Below are 15022 nucleotides of genomic sequence, written 5' to 3'. Positions count from 1 at the left end.
ATGGCGATCATCGCGCTGGTGTCCGCGAAGGGTTCACCCGGCGTCACCACCTCGGCGCTGGCCTGCGCGCTGGCCTGGCACCGACGGCTGGTGGTCGCCGAATGTGACCCGGCCGGCGGCTCGATCCTCGCCGGATACCTCGGCGGCCAACTGGACGGCCCACGCGGCATCGGCGAGCTGGCCGTCGGGGAGCTGCGCGACGGCAACCTGGAAACCGGGTTCTGGTCGCAGCTGGTCGACCTGGACGCGCCCCACCGGGAACGGCTGCTGCTGCCCGGCCTCGTCGACCCCGCCCAGGGCGGCAGCGTCACCCCGCTCTGGCAGCGCTTCGCCGACTACTTCGACGCCCTCGACCGTGGCACACCCGGCTACGACGTGCTTGTCGACTGTGGCCGGCTGCACGTGACCGGGCCGCCGTGGCCGGTGTTGCGGGCCGCGTCGGTGGTGCTGCTGGTGACCCGGGCGCACCTGCCGGACCTCTCCGGCACCCGCGCGGTGGTCACCACCATCGAACGGGACTTCGCCGAACACCGGGTGGCCCCGGGCACCCTGCGGCTGCTGCTGGTCGGCGACGGGCACGGACGGGCCGAGATCAGCCGGGCGCTGAAACTGCCGGTCATCGCGCGGCTGCCGCACGATTCGCGTACCGCCCGGGTGCTCGCCCTGGGCGGAACCGTGCGGGCCGGTCGGCCGCTGATGCGCGCGGCGGCCGCATTGGAGGTCCCGATCGGGGCGCTCCTGGAGCGGCGACGGGCCCGCCTGGCGTGGCCCGTGCAGCAGGGGGTGCCGGATGCGGTTTGAGCCGGTCTCCACCGATCCGCGCCAACAGCCACCCGCCGTGACCTCCACCGCGCCGCCACTGGCCGTGCCGAACGGCCGGCACCACCAGTCCGTGCCGCAGCCGATGCCCGCGGTCACCGCGCCGCCGGAGCCGCCGCCCCGGCCGCGAATGGACTTCCAGGTGGTCCGGGAGCTGCGCCGGGAACTCACCGAACGGCTCACCCTCTGGCAGCGCGGCCGGGAGTTCACCGTCGACGAGGAGGACACGGAGCGGGCCCGCCTCGCCGTCACCGTCGTCGCCGCGTACGCGGACTCGGTGCGCCGGGCCGGTACGCCGATGGCCGCCAGCGAGGAACGTCTGCTGCTCGACCAGGTGACCGCCGAGCTGGTCGGGCTCGGCCGGCTACAGACCCTGCTTGTCGACGACACCATCGAGGAGGTGCACATCCTCGGCTGCGACCAGGTGCGCATCACCCGGCACGGCGGTGGGGTGGACTGGGCCGAGCCGATCGCCGACAGCGACGCCGAACTGGTGGAGATCCTCCAGGCGGCGGCCCGCCGGGCGGGCGCGACCGAGCGGTCCCTGTCCACAGTGAAGCCGACCCTCGACCTGCAACTGCCCGACGGCAGCCGGTTGGCAGCGGTGTTCCTGGTCAGCCACCGCCCGTACGCGGTGATCCGCAAGCACAACACCCTGGACGTGAGCCTCGACGACCTCGCGGGCGCCCGCAACGACCTGGACGAGATGATCGACCCGCTGCTGCGCGACTTCCTCCGCGCGGCCATGCGCGCCGGTCTGAACATCATGGTCGCCGGGTTGGCAGGTGCCGGAAAGACCACTGTCATCCGGGCGCTGATGAACGAGATCCCGCAGGATGAGCCGTACGTGCTGCTGGAGGAGAGTCGGGAGCTGCTCCCGGCCCGTCGCCGGGAACGGCACCGGGCGGTGATGAGCTTCGAGGCCCGGGAGGGCCACGGCGAACGCGGCTTCGACGGCCGTCCGGCCGGTGAGGTGACCATCGCCGACCTGATCCCGCTGTCGCTACGGATGGGCGTCCTGCGGATCATCGTCGGTGAGGTGCGGTCCCGGGAGATCGTGCCGATGCTCCAGGCAATGACCACCAGCCGGGGGTCGATGTGCACCATCCACGCCCGTACCGCGGCGGGGGTGGGTGAACGGATCGTCGAGCTGGCGTTGGCGCACGGCCGCGAGATGACCGTCGACCAGGCCCGCCGGATGGCCGGCAACGCGCTCGACCTGATCGTCTACGTCACCGTCGAGGACGAGACCGCGATCGGTGGGCGCAAACACCGGTTCGTCTCCCATGTGGAGGAGGTGATCGGGGCCGGCGAAGCCGGTCGGATCACCACCACCACGGTCTTCGGGCCCGGCCCGGACGGTCGTGCGGTCCCCCGGCACCTGCCGGAGCGGGTCCGTGACCAGTTGCTGCGGGTGGGTTACGACGCGCGGCTGCTGACCCGGTGGGTCGAGGCCGGTGCCGGTGCGTGGCGGCGGCCCCGGCAGACCCGACTGGCCCGGCGGTGACCTGATGCTCGGCAGCCTGGAACTGATCGCGGTGGTCTCCGGGGCCGCCTGTGTGGCCGGGCTGTTGCTGGCCGTGGTCGCGCTGGTCGGCACCCGCCGGCCGCCCGGGCCGACCCCGGGCGGTGGGCCGGGGCTGAGCCGGCTGTGGCGGGGGCCGGGCAGCACTCCGGCCGAGCAGCGGGCCTACCAGGCGCTGCTGGTCGCCGCGGTGGCCGCCGGCGCGCTGGCGTTCCTGTTGACCGGCCTGCCGGTGGTGGGCCTGCTGGTGGCGGTGGCGGTGCCCGGCACTCCGTGGCTGTTCGGGGTGGGCAAGGCTGAACAGCGGGCGATCGCCCGGATCGAGGCCGTCGGCGAGTGGACCCGCCGACTCAAGGACGTCTCCGGCACCGGGCAGGGCCTCCAGCAGTCGATCATCGGCACGATCGGCAGCGTGCCACCCGGCATCGAGGACGAGGTACGGCTGCTCGCCGCCCGTCTACAGGCCGGCTGGCTGGCCCGTTCCGCACTGCTGGCGTTCGCCGACGAGATCGCCGACCCGGTCTGCGACCAGGTGGTGGCGGCGCTGATCCTGCACCTGTCGGACCGGGGTGAGCGGCTGGGTGACGTGCTCGGTTCGATCGCCGGCGCGGCGTCCGCCGAGGTGGCGACCCGTCGGGAGATCGAGGCCAAGCGCACGCAGCCCCGGTTCGCGGTCCGCTTCCTCACCGGGATGACCCTGGCGACCCTGGCGTACGGGCTGATCAACATCGAGTACATCAAGCCGTACGGCACGCCGGTGGGTCAGCTGGTGATGGCCGCCCTCGGCGCCGCCTTCGTCGGCCTGCTGGCCTGGGTGCGGTCGATGAGCCAGCCGCGACGTCCGGCCCGGTTCCTGCCGGCGCCCGACCCGACCGAGGTGATCGCGTGAACGAAAGGTCGCTCCCGTGATCGTGAACTGGCAGTTGGTCCTGGCGGTCTGCGGTGGCGCCGGGATCGGTCTGGGTGTGTTCCTGGTGGTCCGGGAGTTGGTGCCGGCGACACCGGCGCTCGGGCCGGCGCTGCGCCGGCTACACCAGCCACCGGGCACCGGCCGGGTCGCCACGCCCGCGTCCCGGCGGCTCGACTCGCTGACCGGGTTGTCCCGCTGGTTGCGACCGCCGCAGCGGCAGCTGGCCCTGATCGGTCAGACGCCCGAGCAGTACGCGCTGTCGGTGCTGCTCTCCGCGCTGATCGGGCTGGCCACGCCGACGCTGCTCGGGGTGACGCTGTGGGCGCTCGGCGTCTCGTTCCCGCTGGTGGTGCCGGTGCTCGGCAGCCTGGGCCTGGCGCTGCTGGGCGGTCTGCTGGCGCACCGGGCGGTGCTGACCAAGGCGGACGCCGCCCGCGACGAGTTCCGCCAGGCCGTCTGCACCTACCTCGACCTGGTGGCCCTGCAACTCTCGGCCGCGCACGGGCCGGTGCAGTCGCTGGAGCGGGCGGCGGCGGTCTGTGACGGCTGGGTGTTCGACCGGCTCCAGGAGTCGCTGCGGATCGCCCAGATGCAGATGCACTCGCCCTGGGACGAGCTGCGCGACCTCGCCGACAAGATCGGCATTCCGGAGCTGGGTGACGTCGGCGCGATCATGCGCTCCTCGGGCAGCGAGGGCGCGCAGGTGCACGAAACCCTGCGCAGCCGGGCCGACTCGCTACGCGACCAGATCCGTACCGACAACCTCACCCGCGCCGAGGCGGTGACCAGCAAGCTCGACATCCCGGGCGCGCTGCTCGTCTTCGTGCTGCTCGGGTTCGTCCTCTATCCGTTCGTCGCCCGCCTCTGATTCCATCCCCTGAAGGAGAAACGCCATGTCCATCATCAGCTACCTGCACGTCGTGCTGACGACGCGCCTGGCAGAGCTGCGCCGCGACGGTGAGCGTGGCGACAGCCCGGTGCCCACCGCGGTGATCATCGCGGGTCTGGTCGCCGTCGCCATGGCCGTCACCGCCCTGGCTCTGACCAAGGCCAACAACTGGATGGAAAAGATCCCGGACTACACGAGCCCGGGCAAGTAGTCGGGATGCGCCGAGCCGCGTACCCGTGGTGGAGCCGAGCGGTGACCGCCGCCCGGCGTCGCCTCGCGGCCGGCGACCACGAGCGGGGCGCCAACCCGGTGGAGTTGGCCGTGATGATGCCGCTGATCCTGGTGCTGCTCTTCGCCTCGGTCCAGGTCGCGGCCGTCTTCCTGGCCCGCTCCACCGCGTTGAACGCCGCGCAGAGCGGCGTCAACGCCCAGCGGACGTATGAGGCGGCCGACGGCGCCGGGGTGGAGAGCGCCTCCCGCTTCCTGCGAGCCGCCGGCGGCTGGCTGGTGGGCTGGGACAAGGCCGGCCCGACCTGCGTGACCACCACGACCGAGGTGACCTGCACGGTGAGTGGCCGCTCGCTGTCCGTGGTGCCCGGCGTGGACTTCGCGATACAGCAGACCGCCCACGGGACGGTGGAGCGGGTGACCCCGCCATGACCCGGGCCGCCGAGCGGGGCTCGGTCTCCATCGAGGTGGCGGTGCTGGCGCCCGCGTTCATCGCGCTGATGGTGCTGGCCGGCGTGGTCGGGCGCAGCGCGGTGGCGGCGGAGGCGCTCGACGCGGCCGCGCACGACGCCGCCCGGGCGGCGTCGATCTCCCGCAATTCCGCCACCGCCAAGACGGAGGCGTTGGAGGCCGCCCGGAAACAGCTGGACTGGCACGGTCTGGCCTGCGCCAACGACCTGGAGCCGACGTTCACCGGCTCGATTGCCGGCAAGGATTCCGGGTTCGACGACGCCTTCAGCAGCGCGGTCGGAACGGACGCCACGGTGACGGTGACGATCAGCTGCCGGGTGTCCTTCCGGGACATCACCCTCGACATCCTGCCCGGGATGACGAGTGAACGGCTGATCACCGGGCAGTTCACCTCCCCGCTCGACCGTTACCGGAGCCGGCGATGACGGCCACCACGTCGGCCGCAGTGTCCTCCCGGGCAGGTGAGCACGGCCGGGTGAGCATCTTCCTCGCGGTGACGATGGTCGGCGTACTGGCCATCATCGGCCTCTCCTTCGACGGCGCCGGTCAGCTCCGCACCCTGCAACGGGCCCAGAACCTGGCCGCCGAGGCGGCTCGGGCCGGCGGTCAGGCCATCGACCGGGCCACCGCCATCGAGGGCGGCCCGAAACGGATCGACCAGCCGCAGGCACGCGCGGCGGTCGCCGACTATCTGGCCGCCGCGAAGGCCGCCGGCCACACCGTGAGCTTCCCCGAGGTCGACGGGGAGGTCCTGATCCGGGTGACCGTCACCATCACCTACCACCGCTCGATGCTCGGACCGTTCGTCCAGGACAAGACGGTCACCGTCACCGGCGAGGCGACCGCACGTGCCATCACCGCAGCACCGTAGGAAGGAAGGCAGCCATGCCCGTATCGGCTGGGTCCGTGGTACGGCGGACCGGACGGATCCTCACCGGCATCGGCGCACTGGCCGTGCTGCTGGTGCTACTGGTCGGCGCACCGATCGCGCTGCTCGCCTTCGCCGGTAACCCTCTGCCCGATCACCTGCCCACCATCGGGGAGGTGGGAACCGCGCTGACCAGCCGGGACGACGGCCAGCTCTTCCTGCGGGCGTTGGCCGTGGCGGGTTGGTTCGGCTGGGCCACGTTCGCCTTCTCCGTCCTCGTCGAGCTGGGCGCGCAGACCCTGCGCCGGCCGGCGCCGAAGCTGCCCGGAATGGGCCGCCAGCAGAAGGCCGCCGCCGCGCTGGTCGGCTCGGTGGCGTTGATCCTGGTCGCCAGTCCGGCCGCCGCCAGCGCCGCGGCGGTCTATGGGGCTCCGGCGTACGCGCATCCGGGCGCACCCGCCGTCACCACGCTGGCCGCGCCGACCCGCGCGGCGACGACACCGGACACTGCCGCGCCGGTGGCCCAGGGCCGGCTGCTCGGCCTGGCCGGGGCAGGGCTCGCCGCACCCGGCGGCCCGACGGCGACCGACGAGGCCGCGCCGGTGTACCGGGTGGCGCGGGGCGACTACCTCGGGGAGGTGGCCGAGCGGTACCTGGACGAGTTCGGCGACTACCGACAGCTCGCCAAGCTGAACAAGCTCGACGACCCGGACCGGATCCGCCCCGGCCAACTCCTCCGACTGCCCAGCGAGGCCACCGACCAGGGGGCCCGGCAGCACGCCACCGGCCGGCTCGTCGACCGGCCCACGGCGTCGAAGCCGCCCGCGCCTCGGCCGGCGCCCGAGCAGGCCGCCCCGCCGCGGGTGGCCCCGGCACCACCCAGCGGTACGCAGTCGACGGGCCAACCACCCGCGATGACGGTCGGTGCGGCCCGGGCCGGTGACGTCGATCGGGTGAACCGCCCGCTGGCGGTCTCCGCCGTACTGGCAGTGGCGAGCATCGTCGGCGCCCAGATCGGCGCGGTCCTGGGGCTGCGCCGCCGCCCGGTCACCGCAGCCGGCGCTCCCCGGCTGGCCGCGCCCTCCCGCAGACCCCGAGGCGGGGCGGGCCGGAGCGGCGATGGGGCGGGGCTGAGCACTGGCGGGGCTGGCCGGCTGAGCAGTGGTGGGGCGGCCGGGAGCGGGGCCGCGTGGGCTGCCAGCCGGGCGGCGGCCATCGAAGGCCCCTCGACACCGACCGGTGGCCCGGCACCGGGCGGGAACGATCTCGCACTTCGCGGCACCGGGATGACGCCTACCGGCAGCGGCGTCGCACCTACCGGCAGCGGCATGCCACCCTCCCGCGGCGGCGCGGCACCCGCCGGCGGCGGAATGGGTACCGACGGCCCCGGCGAGTGGAGTGGCGACGACGGCTGGGCCGGCGCGGGCGCTGAAGGCGGGTTGTTCAACGGTGAGCACGGGTTGGATTCCGTACCGGACGGACCGCCGGTCGGCCGCCACCGACGCAGCTGAGGCGATCGACCAGCGCGACGCTGTCGCCGGCTGGCCCTGTTGGGCTCCGCATCTGGTGCGGGGGGTGTGGGTGTGCCGCCTCGCCGCAGGCCACGGCGGCCGGCCAGCACGGCGGCGACGGTCCGGTCACCCGGCCGCAGCGGGAGCGCCGGAGGCAGTTCCTCGGGATGCGCGATGCCTGTGAGTCATAAAGATGACCCACAGGCATCAGCGTCGAGCGTGTCATTGCCTCCGCAGCCGCCACGGAGTGTTACCGGGTGCGCCGACGTGCCGCGGGCCGGCCCGCTCGAAGGGGTCCATGCACGAGCATCGCCGCCGACCATTGCAGCAGTCGGGGCCGGTGGCCGGGACAAGCGGGTCGGGGCAACGGGTCAGGGCAGCCGGGTCAGGGCAGGCAGGTCGGGGCAAGCAGGTCAGGGTAGGCGGGTCTGGAGCACGCCGTTCTGGATCCGGGTGGGCAGGACCTGCTGGTCGTTGCCGGACGGCCCCTGCACTACCTCGCCGCCGTTGAGCCGGAACGCGCTGCCGTGCCACGGGCAGACCACACAGGCGTGACCGTCGATCTCCTGCACCTCGCCCTCGCCGAGCGGCCCACTCTGGTGCGGGCAGCGCTCCAACATCACCGTCACCTCGTCACCGTGCCGGTAGAGGATCACCGAGATGTTGTCGTCCACCTCGCGGGTGATCAGGGTGCGCTGCGGCAACGTCGCCATGTCGGCCAACGAGTGCCAACCGTCGGTCATCCGGTGCAGCTCGGAGATGCTCTGGTTGACCTGCGCCCCCTGCTTGTACGCGAGGTGACCCCCGATGTACGCCCCGAGGCTCACGGTGGAGAGCCCGAGGAAGCCGAGCGCGCGGCCCATCCCGTGGCGACCGGACATCCGAGCGGCCAGCGAGCCGGCGTAGATCGCCATGCCGACGGTGTTGGCGGCGGCGTGCACGAGACCGACCCGGCGCTGGTCCCGGGCGAGTGCCGCCCAGTCGTTCAGACCGGCGACGGCCGCTGGCAGCGCGCTGACCGTGCCCAGACCGACCAGCACGGCGGCCGGCCGGCGCTGCCCGGGCATGAGGTCCAGCACCGCGGCGCTGATCCACGCACCGACGGGCACCTGCACCATCGCCGGGTGCAGCGGGTGCCCGAGGGTCACCCCGTGCAGCAGATCGCGCAGCCGGCGCGGACGCAGCGTCCCCAGGACGACCTTCTGCAACCGGTCACCCGCGCCATCCAGCCGGGAGTCCTGCTCAACTTTCGTCAATAGCGCTCGCACGAGTACCGACTTCCCGGCGATCGTCGTCGCAAACCGGTCGGCGGCGACAAACCTGCCGCACCCCCACGTCGCCGATCTCGCGGGCCCTGCACTGAAGGTCCGGGCACAAAGCGCATAACGTCACCCGAAAGTGCAAGATCGACGGGGATTGTGGGGGTGCGGTGGGCCGGGCATGCTGGCGGGATGGGTGTGCGGGTGGAGCGACGCGGACCGGTCAGCACCGTGGTGCTGGATCGGCCGGCGACTCGGAACGCCGTCGACGGTCCCACCGCGCGGTCGCTGGCGGACGCGTTCCGGGCCTTCGAGGCCGACCCGGACTCGGCGGTGGCGGTGCTCTGGGGTGCCGGGGGCACGTTCTGCTCCGGTGCCGACCTCACGGCGATCGGCACGCCGAGCGGCAACCGGGTGGAGCCGGAGGGGGACGGCCCGATGGGTCCGACCCGGATGACGCTGAGCAAACCGGTGATCGCGGCGATCTCCGGGTACGCGGTGGCCGGCGGCCTGGAGTTGGCGCTCTGGTGTGACCTGCGGGTCGCCGAGTCGGACGCGACCCTCGGGGTGTTCTGCCGCCGCTGGGGAGTGCCGTTGATCGACGGCGGCACCGTCCGGCTGCCGCGGTTGATCGGCGAGAGCCGGGCGATGGACCTGATCCTCACCGGCCGCCCGGTGCCGGCCGATGAGGCGTACACGATGGGGTTGGTCAACCGGGTGGTGCCACCCGGCCAGGCGCGGGCGGCGGCCGAGGAGCTGGCGGCGTCGATCGCCCGGCACCCGCAGACCTGCCTGCGCAACGACCGGGCCGCGGTGCTGGCCGGCGCGGGGCGGCCAGAGCCGGAGGCGCTGGCGACCGAGTTGGCGTACGGGATGGACTCGCTGGCGACGGACGCGCTGGCCGGCGCGGCCCGGTTCGCCGCCGGCGCGGGCCGGCACGGCACGACGCCGCCGGAAGAGGGGACCCTCCCGACGGCGTCGACCACGCGCTAGCTCAGTTGCGGTTGATGGTGAAGGTTGTCGTGGTGTTGCGGATGTCCTGGTAGTTGTTGGTCAGCCGCAGGTTGGTGAAGGTGACCGAGCCGACCGCCGGGCCCTGACCGGGTTCCGGCATCTCGTTGGCCCAGATCGCGTAGCCGGACTTCGCGTCGTACGCGTCCCCGCTCTTGCGGACGCCGCTGATCGAGACGTTGGTGAAGACCGTGTCGGTGATCGGGTTCTCCGGCTGCGACCCGTTGTACTTGGTCTGGAACATGATCCCGGTGTACGTCGGGTCGACGATGTCCACGTCGGACACCCGGATGCCGCGGAACTCCTTGGATGCGGAGAAGACCCAGATCGCGGGGAACGTCTGGGAGCCCCAGAAGTGCCCGCCGGCTCTGACGATCGAGATGTTCTGGAACTGGGTGGGCGGGCTGGATCCGAACCCGATGAACGGGTAGCCGAAGTCCAGCGAGCTGATGGTGATCCCGGAGTACGTCAACATGTCCGCGATGTAGAGGTTGCGGAAGATGTTGTTGTAGCCGCCGTAGACCGCCAACCCGGCCGCCCGCCACGTCAACGTGGCCGTCAGGTTCTCGAACACGTTGCCGTTGTTGCCGACCGAGGCACCCTGGTCGGTCGCCGAGAAGAGGGCGAACGCGTCGTCGCCGTTCGACCGCCCCTCGGTGTTGGTGATCAGGTTGTTGGTGCTGCCGTTCGTCAGGTTCACCCCGTCGGCGAAGGTGTTGCGGAAGCGACTGTTCTTGATGGTCAGCCCGCTGACGCTCACCCCCCAGTACGCGCAGACGGTGTGCTCGACCCAGACACTGTCCAGGGTCATGTTGTCGACGTCCTTCAGCTCACCCCAGACCTTGCCCGGCCCGTCGATCCGGTTGGTGTAGTTGCCGAAGAAGGCCAGGTGGGAGAAGGACGACCCGCTGGCCGAGGACTCCACCCGGAAGCCCGCGTCGGTGTTCTGCTGTCCGGTCGGCGTCTGGAAGCGGGTGTACCACATGCCCGCGCCCGTCACGATTACCGGCTTGCCGTACACCTGGAACTTCTGGGCGGTCTCGTAGGTGCCGGCCGGCAGGTAGACGCCGACCAGGTTGCCGGTGGTGTCCATCCGGACCGCGTCCAGCGCGTTCTGCACGTCCTGGTGGCTGAAGCCGGACGGCACCCGGTAACGGGCCGGGTCCGGGTTCGCTCGCGGTGCGACCAGCTCCAGGTTGACGAAGTCGATCGCGTACGTGGTGGTGTTGGCCGGGTCCTTCTGCAGACGGATCTTGCTGCCGGCCGGGATGGTCGAGTTCAGCATCACGTTCGCCTCGTCGTACAGGTGGCGAGGCGGACCGGCGCTGGGCGAGTCGCTCGGGCTGGCCTCCGAGCCGTACAGCCAGATGTGCTTGGAGGTCAGGTTGATCGGCTTGTGCAGGGTGCCGTTGACGTAGATGTTGAGCGTCGAGTCGATCCCCCCGCCGCCCGCCGAGTCGGGAATCGAGAAGCGGGTGACCAGGGTGTTGGTCGCCGCCCGGGTGGTCCACTCGACGTACGCGCCGGTGCTGTTCAGGGTGACCGCCCGACGCCCGGACGCCTCACCGCCGAGGTTGCCGATGTCCCGGTTCGGGCCGACCTGCCCGGCGCCGCCGCCGGTGGTGCCGTCCTCGGCCTCGTACATGTCGTAGCCGAGGTTCGCGCCGCGCCCCACGAAGAGCGGGCGGTCGGTGGTGTTGTTGGTCTGCTTGACCGGTAGTTCGTTGCCGTCCACGGCGAGCACCACCCGGACGGTGTACTTGCCGTTCGCGGCGGTCCAGGTGCCCAGGTTGACCGGTCCGACCGTCGCACCGGCGTTGATCACGCCGGAGTACGAGCCGGTCAGGGTACGGACCACGGTGCCGGACTCGTTGAGCACGGTCAGCGTGATGCCGTGCGCGCCGGACGCGGACGCCTGGTTGCCCGCGTTGCGGATCGACACGGAGAAGGTGACGGTGCTGCCCGGCGGCGGGTTGCCCGGCGACCAGTCGACGGCCGAGGCGACCAGGTCGGAGCTGGCCACCGCGCCGACCACCAGCGGGCTGGGGTTGGAGTAGCTGTTGTTGGTGTCGTCGGACTCGACGACGGTGTTCGACTCGTCGACCTTCGCGCTGAGCGGGTAGCTGCCCGAGTCGCGGGTGCCGATGCTGGCGCTGACCGTCGTCGACGCGCCGGCTGCGAGGCCGCCGACCGACGCGGTGCCGACCCGGGTGGAGCCCAGGTAGAAGTTGACGTTCGTCGCGCCGGAGGCCGCCGAACCGGCGTTGCGCACCGTCGCGGAGAGCGTGATGGTGCTGGTCTCCACCGGTGCGGACGGGTTGAACGACATGCCGGTCACGGTCAGGTCCGGGTTCGGCGCGGGGGTGCCGAAGACCTGGAACTCGGCCACCTGCCCGGCCGGTGCGCCGGTGTTCGAGGCGATCGAGAGCCGCACGTCGGCAGCCGCGCCGGAGACCGGGATGGTCACCGTGTTGCCGCTGCCCGGGTTGAAGGTGTAGTTCGCCGCGCCGACCAGTGTGGTGAAGGACGACGAGGCCTGGTCCCGGCCGAGCACCGTGATGTTCTGGGTACGGGTGCCCCATGCCGAGTCCGGGTTGAGCTTCAGCACGATCTGGCTGAGAGTGGCGTTCGCGCCGAGCTGCACGGTCAGCGTGCTCGGGTTGCCGTTGCCCTCCCAGTAGGTGGCCACGTTGTTGTCGTTGGCGTTGGTGGCCACGAACGTGTGCACGAACCCGGAGGCGGTGATCGGCTTACCGACCGCCAGGTTGCTGCCGGTGGGCGGGGTGCCGGTGCCGGTCCGGGTCACGGTGTTGCTGTTCGCCGACTGGTTGCCGGCCGCGTCCTTGGCCCGCACGTAGTACGAGACGGTGGCGCTGTCCGCCTGGTTGTCGGTGTACGTCAGCGTCGAGCCGTTGACGCTGCCGCGCAGCGCGCCGTTGGCGTAGATGTCGTAGCCGGTCACGGCGACGTTGTCGGTCGACGCCGACCAGGTGAGCCGGATCTGCCCGCTGGCCGGCTGGGTGTACGCCAGGTTGCCCGGGACGCTCGGGGCCTGGGTGTCGGTGCTGCCGGTGGCGCCGTACACCTCCACCTCGGAGAACTGCGCGGCCGGCCAGCCGGTGTTGCCGGTGACCTGCACGCGTACGTAGCGGGTGCTGGCGGCGGTGAAGCTGACGGTGGCGGTGTTGCCGCTGCTCGGGTTGAACGTGTAGCCGGCGGACGCCTTCAGGGTGGTGAAGGACGAGCCGTTGGTCGAGCCCAGCACCGACAGGGTCTGCGTGCGGGTCTGCCAGTCCGACGAGGGCGGCAGCTTCAGCACCACCCGGTCCACGGTGACGGTGGCGCCCAGGTCCGCCTGGATCCACTGCGGGAACGCGTTGTTGGCGCTCTCCCAGTAGGTCGTGGCGTTGCCGTCGTTGGCGTTGACCGCCACGTAGTTCTGGTTGTAGCTGCTGGCGGTCATGGTCGCGGACAGGCCGGCGAGCATGGCCGCGCGGGCGGCTGAGGCGGACGGGTCGACTTTCGGTGCCGCGCCGGCCGTGGGGGTGACGACCGGCGCGGTGGCGAGAAGCATTCCGGCGAGCGCACCGGCGAGCAGCCGGCGACCGGTGCGGGTGGTGGCGGGGACGGGGTGGGGCGGGCCGCTCGGCGGCGTGCCTCGTGTGGTGCCAGTTCTGGACATGGGTCGCTACACCTCTTTCGGGGGTGGGTGTCGGTGCGTTGCCCGTCGACGGGTGCGGGGGTACGCCCGTCGTTCCTCCTTCCTGGGGTGAGGTGGTGCCGGCGGCAGGGACGGGGCCGCCGGCACCGAGGCGGTCAGGTCAGGTCGGCTCCGTTCGCCGCGCGCGGCCCGTCCGCCACATCGGGGGTACGCAGCCAGACCGCGGTGTCGCAGGGCAGCAGCCCCTCGTCGAGTGGCCCGCTGGCCAGCAGCAACTCCGCTTCGGCGGGCAACGGCACGGCCATGTCGGCGAGGTTGACCAGGCAGGTGAAGCCACCGCCGCGGCTGAACGCGAGCACCCCGTCCGGGGCGGGCAGCCAGGTGAGCGTGCCGTCACCGAGCGCCGGTTCGGCCCGCCGCGCCTGGATCGCCGCCCGGTACAGCTCCAGCATCGAGGCCGAGTCGCCGCTCTGCGCGCGGGCCGTGCGGTCCTTCCAGTCCGCCGGCTGCGGCAGCCACGGCCCGGCCGCACCCTCGGGGCTGAACTCGAACGGCGGCTCGTCCCCGGCCCAGGGCAGCGGCACGCGGCAGCCGTCCCGACCGGGGTCGATCCGGCCGGACCGTTCCCACATCGGGTCCTGGCGCAGCGCGTACGGGATGTCCTCGACCTCGTAGAGGCCCAGCTCCTCGCCCTGGTAGACGTAGGCGGCGCCGGGCAGCGACAGGGAGAGCAGCGCGGCGGCCCGGGCCCGGCGGGTGCCCAGCTCCAGGTCGGTGGGGATGCCCTCGCGTTTGGCGGCGAAGCTGAACCGGGTGTCCGCCCGGCCGTAGCGGGTGACGTGCCGGGTGACGTCGTGGTTCGAGAGCACCCAGGTGGCCGGGGCGTTGACCGGGGCGTGCGCGCTCAACGTTCCGTCGATGCTCTCCCGCAGCGCCGCGGCGTCCCACGCGCAGCCGAGGAAGTCGAAGTTGAACGCGGCGTGCAGCTCGTCCGGGCGCAGGTAGTTGGCGAACCGCTGCCGGTCCGGCAGCCACACCTCACCGATCAGCGCCCGGTCGGGGTACTCGTCGGCGACCCGACGCCAGCCCCGGTAGATGTCGTGCACCCCGTCGAGGTCGTGGAACGGGTGCGGCTGGTCCGGTCGGACCTCGGGCAGCGTCCCGTCCTTGACCAGGAGCCCGGCCGAGTCGATCCGGATGCCGTCCACGCCCCTGTCGAACCAGAACCGCAGGATGTCCTCGAACTCCGCCCGTACCCGGGGGTGGTCCCAGTTGAAGTCCGGTTGCTGCGGGGCGAACAGGTGCAGGTACCAGTCGCCGGGGGTGCCGTCCGGGTTGGTGGTGCGGGTCCAGGTCGGCCCGCCGAACTCGCCGACCCAGTCGGTGGGTCGCTCGTCGCCGTTGGGTCCCCGGCCGGGCCGGAACCAGAACAGGTCCCGTTCGGGTGCCCCCGGCCCGCCGGCGAGCGCGGCCTGGAACCAGGGGTGCGCGTCCGAGCAGTGGTTCGGCACCACGTCGACGATGCTCCGGATGCCCAGCTCGTGCGCCTCCGCGATCAGCGCCTCCGCCTCGGCCAGGGTGCCGAAGACCGGATCGATGTCGCGGTAGTCGGAGACGTCGTATCCGGCGTCGGCCATCGGGGAGGGATACCAGGGGCTGAACCAGATCGCGTCGACGCCGAGCGCGGACAGGTGGTTCAGCCGGGACCGGATGCCGGCGATGTCACCGATGCCGTCGCCGTTGCCGTCGGCGAAGCTCCGGGGATACACCTGGTAGATCACCGCTCCCCGCCACCACGGACTTCTGTCAGCTGTGGACACGAGCACCTGCTTTCTGCGTCAGTACGTCGGCGGGTTCGCCGGACCTGGTC

Annotated in this window: 12 protein-coding genes and 1 pseudogene; 10 read left to right on the top strand and 3 right to left on the bottom strand. The window is 72.1% G+C overall.

All coding sequences use genetic code 11. The annotated features are described in order from the left end of the window. The 9 genes and pseudogenes from QCZ28_RS00285 to QCZ28_RS00245 all read left to right on the top strand — a co-directional run. Positions 1-801 carry a ParA family protein gene (locus QCZ28_RS00285; protein ID WP_279514625.1) on the top strand — a complete coding sequence of 267 codons (801 nt, stop codon included), beginning with the start codon at positions 1-3 and terminating at the stop codon, positions 799-801. Further along, on the top strand, positions 791-2326 hold the full coding sequence (locus tag QCZ28_RS00280) for an ATPase, T2SS/T4P/T4SS family (protein WP_279514624.1): 1536 nt from the start codon (positions 791-793) through the stop codon (positions 2324-2326). Before QCZ28_RS00285 ends, QCZ28_RS00280 begins: the two co-directional genes overlap by 11 nt. A gap of 4 nt (positions 2327-2330) precedes the next feature. Beyond that, positions 2331-3233 carry a type II secretion system F family protein gene (locus tag QCZ28_RS00275; RefSeq protein ID WP_279514623.1) on the top strand — a complete coding sequence of 301 codons (903 nt, stop codon included), beginning with the start codon at positions 2331-2333 and terminating at the stop codon, positions 3231-3233. A gap of 19 nt (positions 3234-3252) precedes the next feature. Next, complete coding sequence (locus QCZ28_RS00270) at positions 3253-4122, top strand: type II secretion system F family protein (protein WP_279515269.1); 870 nt, start codon at positions 3253-3255, stop codon at positions 4120-4122. Between the two features lie 25 nt (positions 4123-4147). After that, positions 4148-4354: a hypothetical protein gene (locus QCZ28_RS00265; RefSeq protein ID WP_279514622.1), complete on the top strand. Its 207-nt coding sequence runs from the start codon at positions 4148-4150 to the stop codon at positions 4352-4354. Between the two features lie 5 nt (positions 4355-4359). After that, positions 4360-4803, top strand: coding sequence for a pilus assembly protein (locus tag QCZ28_RS00260; protein ID WP_279514621.1), 444 nt, complete (start codon positions 4360-4362; stop codon positions 4801-4803). Next, positions 4800-5267, top strand: coding sequence for a TadE/TadG family type IV pilus assembly protein (locus tag QCZ28_RS00255; protein ID WP_279514620.1), 468 nt, complete (start codon positions 4800-4802; stop codon positions 5265-5267). Before QCZ28_RS00260 ends, QCZ28_RS00255 begins: the two co-directional genes overlap by 4 nt. Next, complete coding sequence (locus tag QCZ28_RS00250; RefSeq protein WP_279514619.1) at positions 5264-5713, top strand: pilus assembly protein TadG-related protein; 450 nt, start codon at positions 5264-5266, stop codon at positions 5711-5713. The genes QCZ28_RS00255 and QCZ28_RS00250 overlap by 4 nt, the downstream gene beginning before the upstream one ends. Before the next feature lie 14 nt (positions 5714-5727). Continuing rightward, positions 5728-6795: pseudogene (locus tag QCZ28_RS00245) on the top strand (LysM peptidoglycan-binding domain-containing protein); the annotation flags it as partial. A gap of 839 nt (positions 6796-7634) precedes the next feature. Here the strand turns inward: QCZ28_RS00245 and QCZ28_RS00240 are convergent. After that, a complete protein-coding gene (locus QCZ28_RS00240; protein ID WP_030332264.1) occupies positions 7635-8489 on the bottom strand; it encodes a Rieske 2Fe-2S domain-containing protein in 855 nt (284 codons plus the stop codon). Between the two features lie 183 nt (positions 8490-8672). Here QCZ28_RS00240 and QCZ28_RS00235 point away from each other — a divergent pair, with 183 nt between their 5' ends. Continuing rightward, positions 8673-9473 (top strand): crotonase/enoyl-CoA hydratase family protein, encoded by an 801-nt coding sequence (locus QCZ28_RS00235; RefSeq protein WP_279514618.1) that lies wholly within the window; start codon positions 8673-8675, stop codon positions 9471-9473. A 1-nt stretch (position 9474) separates the two neighbouring features. Here QCZ28_RS00235 and QCZ28_RS00230 read toward each other — a convergent pair whose 3' ends face one another. Beyond that, positions 9475-13173, bottom strand: a complete 3699-nt coding sequence (locus QCZ28_RS00230; RefSeq protein ID WP_279514617.1) for a discoidin domain-containing protein — start codon at positions 13171-13173, stop codon at positions 9475-9477. A 134-nt stretch (positions 13174-13307) separates the two neighbouring features. After that, complete coding sequence (locus tag QCZ28_RS00225) at positions 13308-14972, bottom strand: glycoside hydrolase family 13 protein (protein ID WP_279514616.1); 1665 nt, start codon at positions 14970-14972, stop codon at positions 13308-13310. Positions 14973-15022: the final 50 nt, after the last annotated feature.

The organism is Micromonospora sp. DH14 (assembly GCF_029809455.1).
Lineage (GTDB): Bacteria > Actinomycetota > Actinomycetes > Mycobacteriales > Micromonosporaceae > Micromonospora > Micromonospora parva.
Note: the sequence above shows the minus strand (reverse complement) of the source record. Positions and strands in the feature narration are given on the sequence as shown.

Excerpts from the sequence above, each read along its gene's own strand:
- QCZ28_RS00285 (WP_279514625.1), top strand. The coding sequence starts at position 1 with ATGGCGATCATCGCGCTGGTGTCCGCGAAGGGTTCACCCGGCGTCACC.
- QCZ28_RS00280 (WP_279514624.1), top strand. The coding sequence starts at position 791 with ATGCGGTTTGAGCCGGTCTCCACCGATCCGCGCCAACAGCCACCCGCC.
- QCZ28_RS00275 (WP_279514623.1), top strand. The coding sequence starts at position 2,331 with ATGCTCGGCAGCCTGGAACTGATCGCGGTGGTCTCCGGGGCCGCCTGT.
- QCZ28_RS00265 (WP_279514622.1), top strand. The coding sequence starts at position 4,148 with ATGTCCATCATCAGCTACCTGCACGTCGTGCTGACGACGCGCCTGGCA.
- QCZ28_RS00260 (WP_279514621.1), top strand. The coding sequence starts at position 4,360 with ATGCGCCGAGCCGCGTACCCGTGGTGGAGCCGAGCGGTGACCGCCGCC.
- QCZ28_RS00255 (WP_279514620.1), top strand. The coding sequence starts at position 4,800 with ATGACCCGGGCCGCCGAGCGGGGCTCGGTCTCCATCGAGGTGGCGGTG.
- QCZ28_RS00250 (WP_279514619.1), top strand. The coding sequence starts at position 5,264 with ATGACGGCCACCACGTCGGCCGCAGTGTCCTCCCGGGCAGGTGAGCAC.
- QCZ28_RS00235 (WP_279514618.1), top strand. The coding sequence starts at position 8,673 with ATGGGTGTGCGGGTGGAGCGACGCGGACCGGTCAGCACCGTGGTGCTG.
- QCZ28_RS00230 (WP_279514617.1), bottom strand. The coding sequence starts at position 13,173 with ATGTCCAGAACTGGCACCACACGAGGCACGCCGCCGAGCGGCCCGCCC.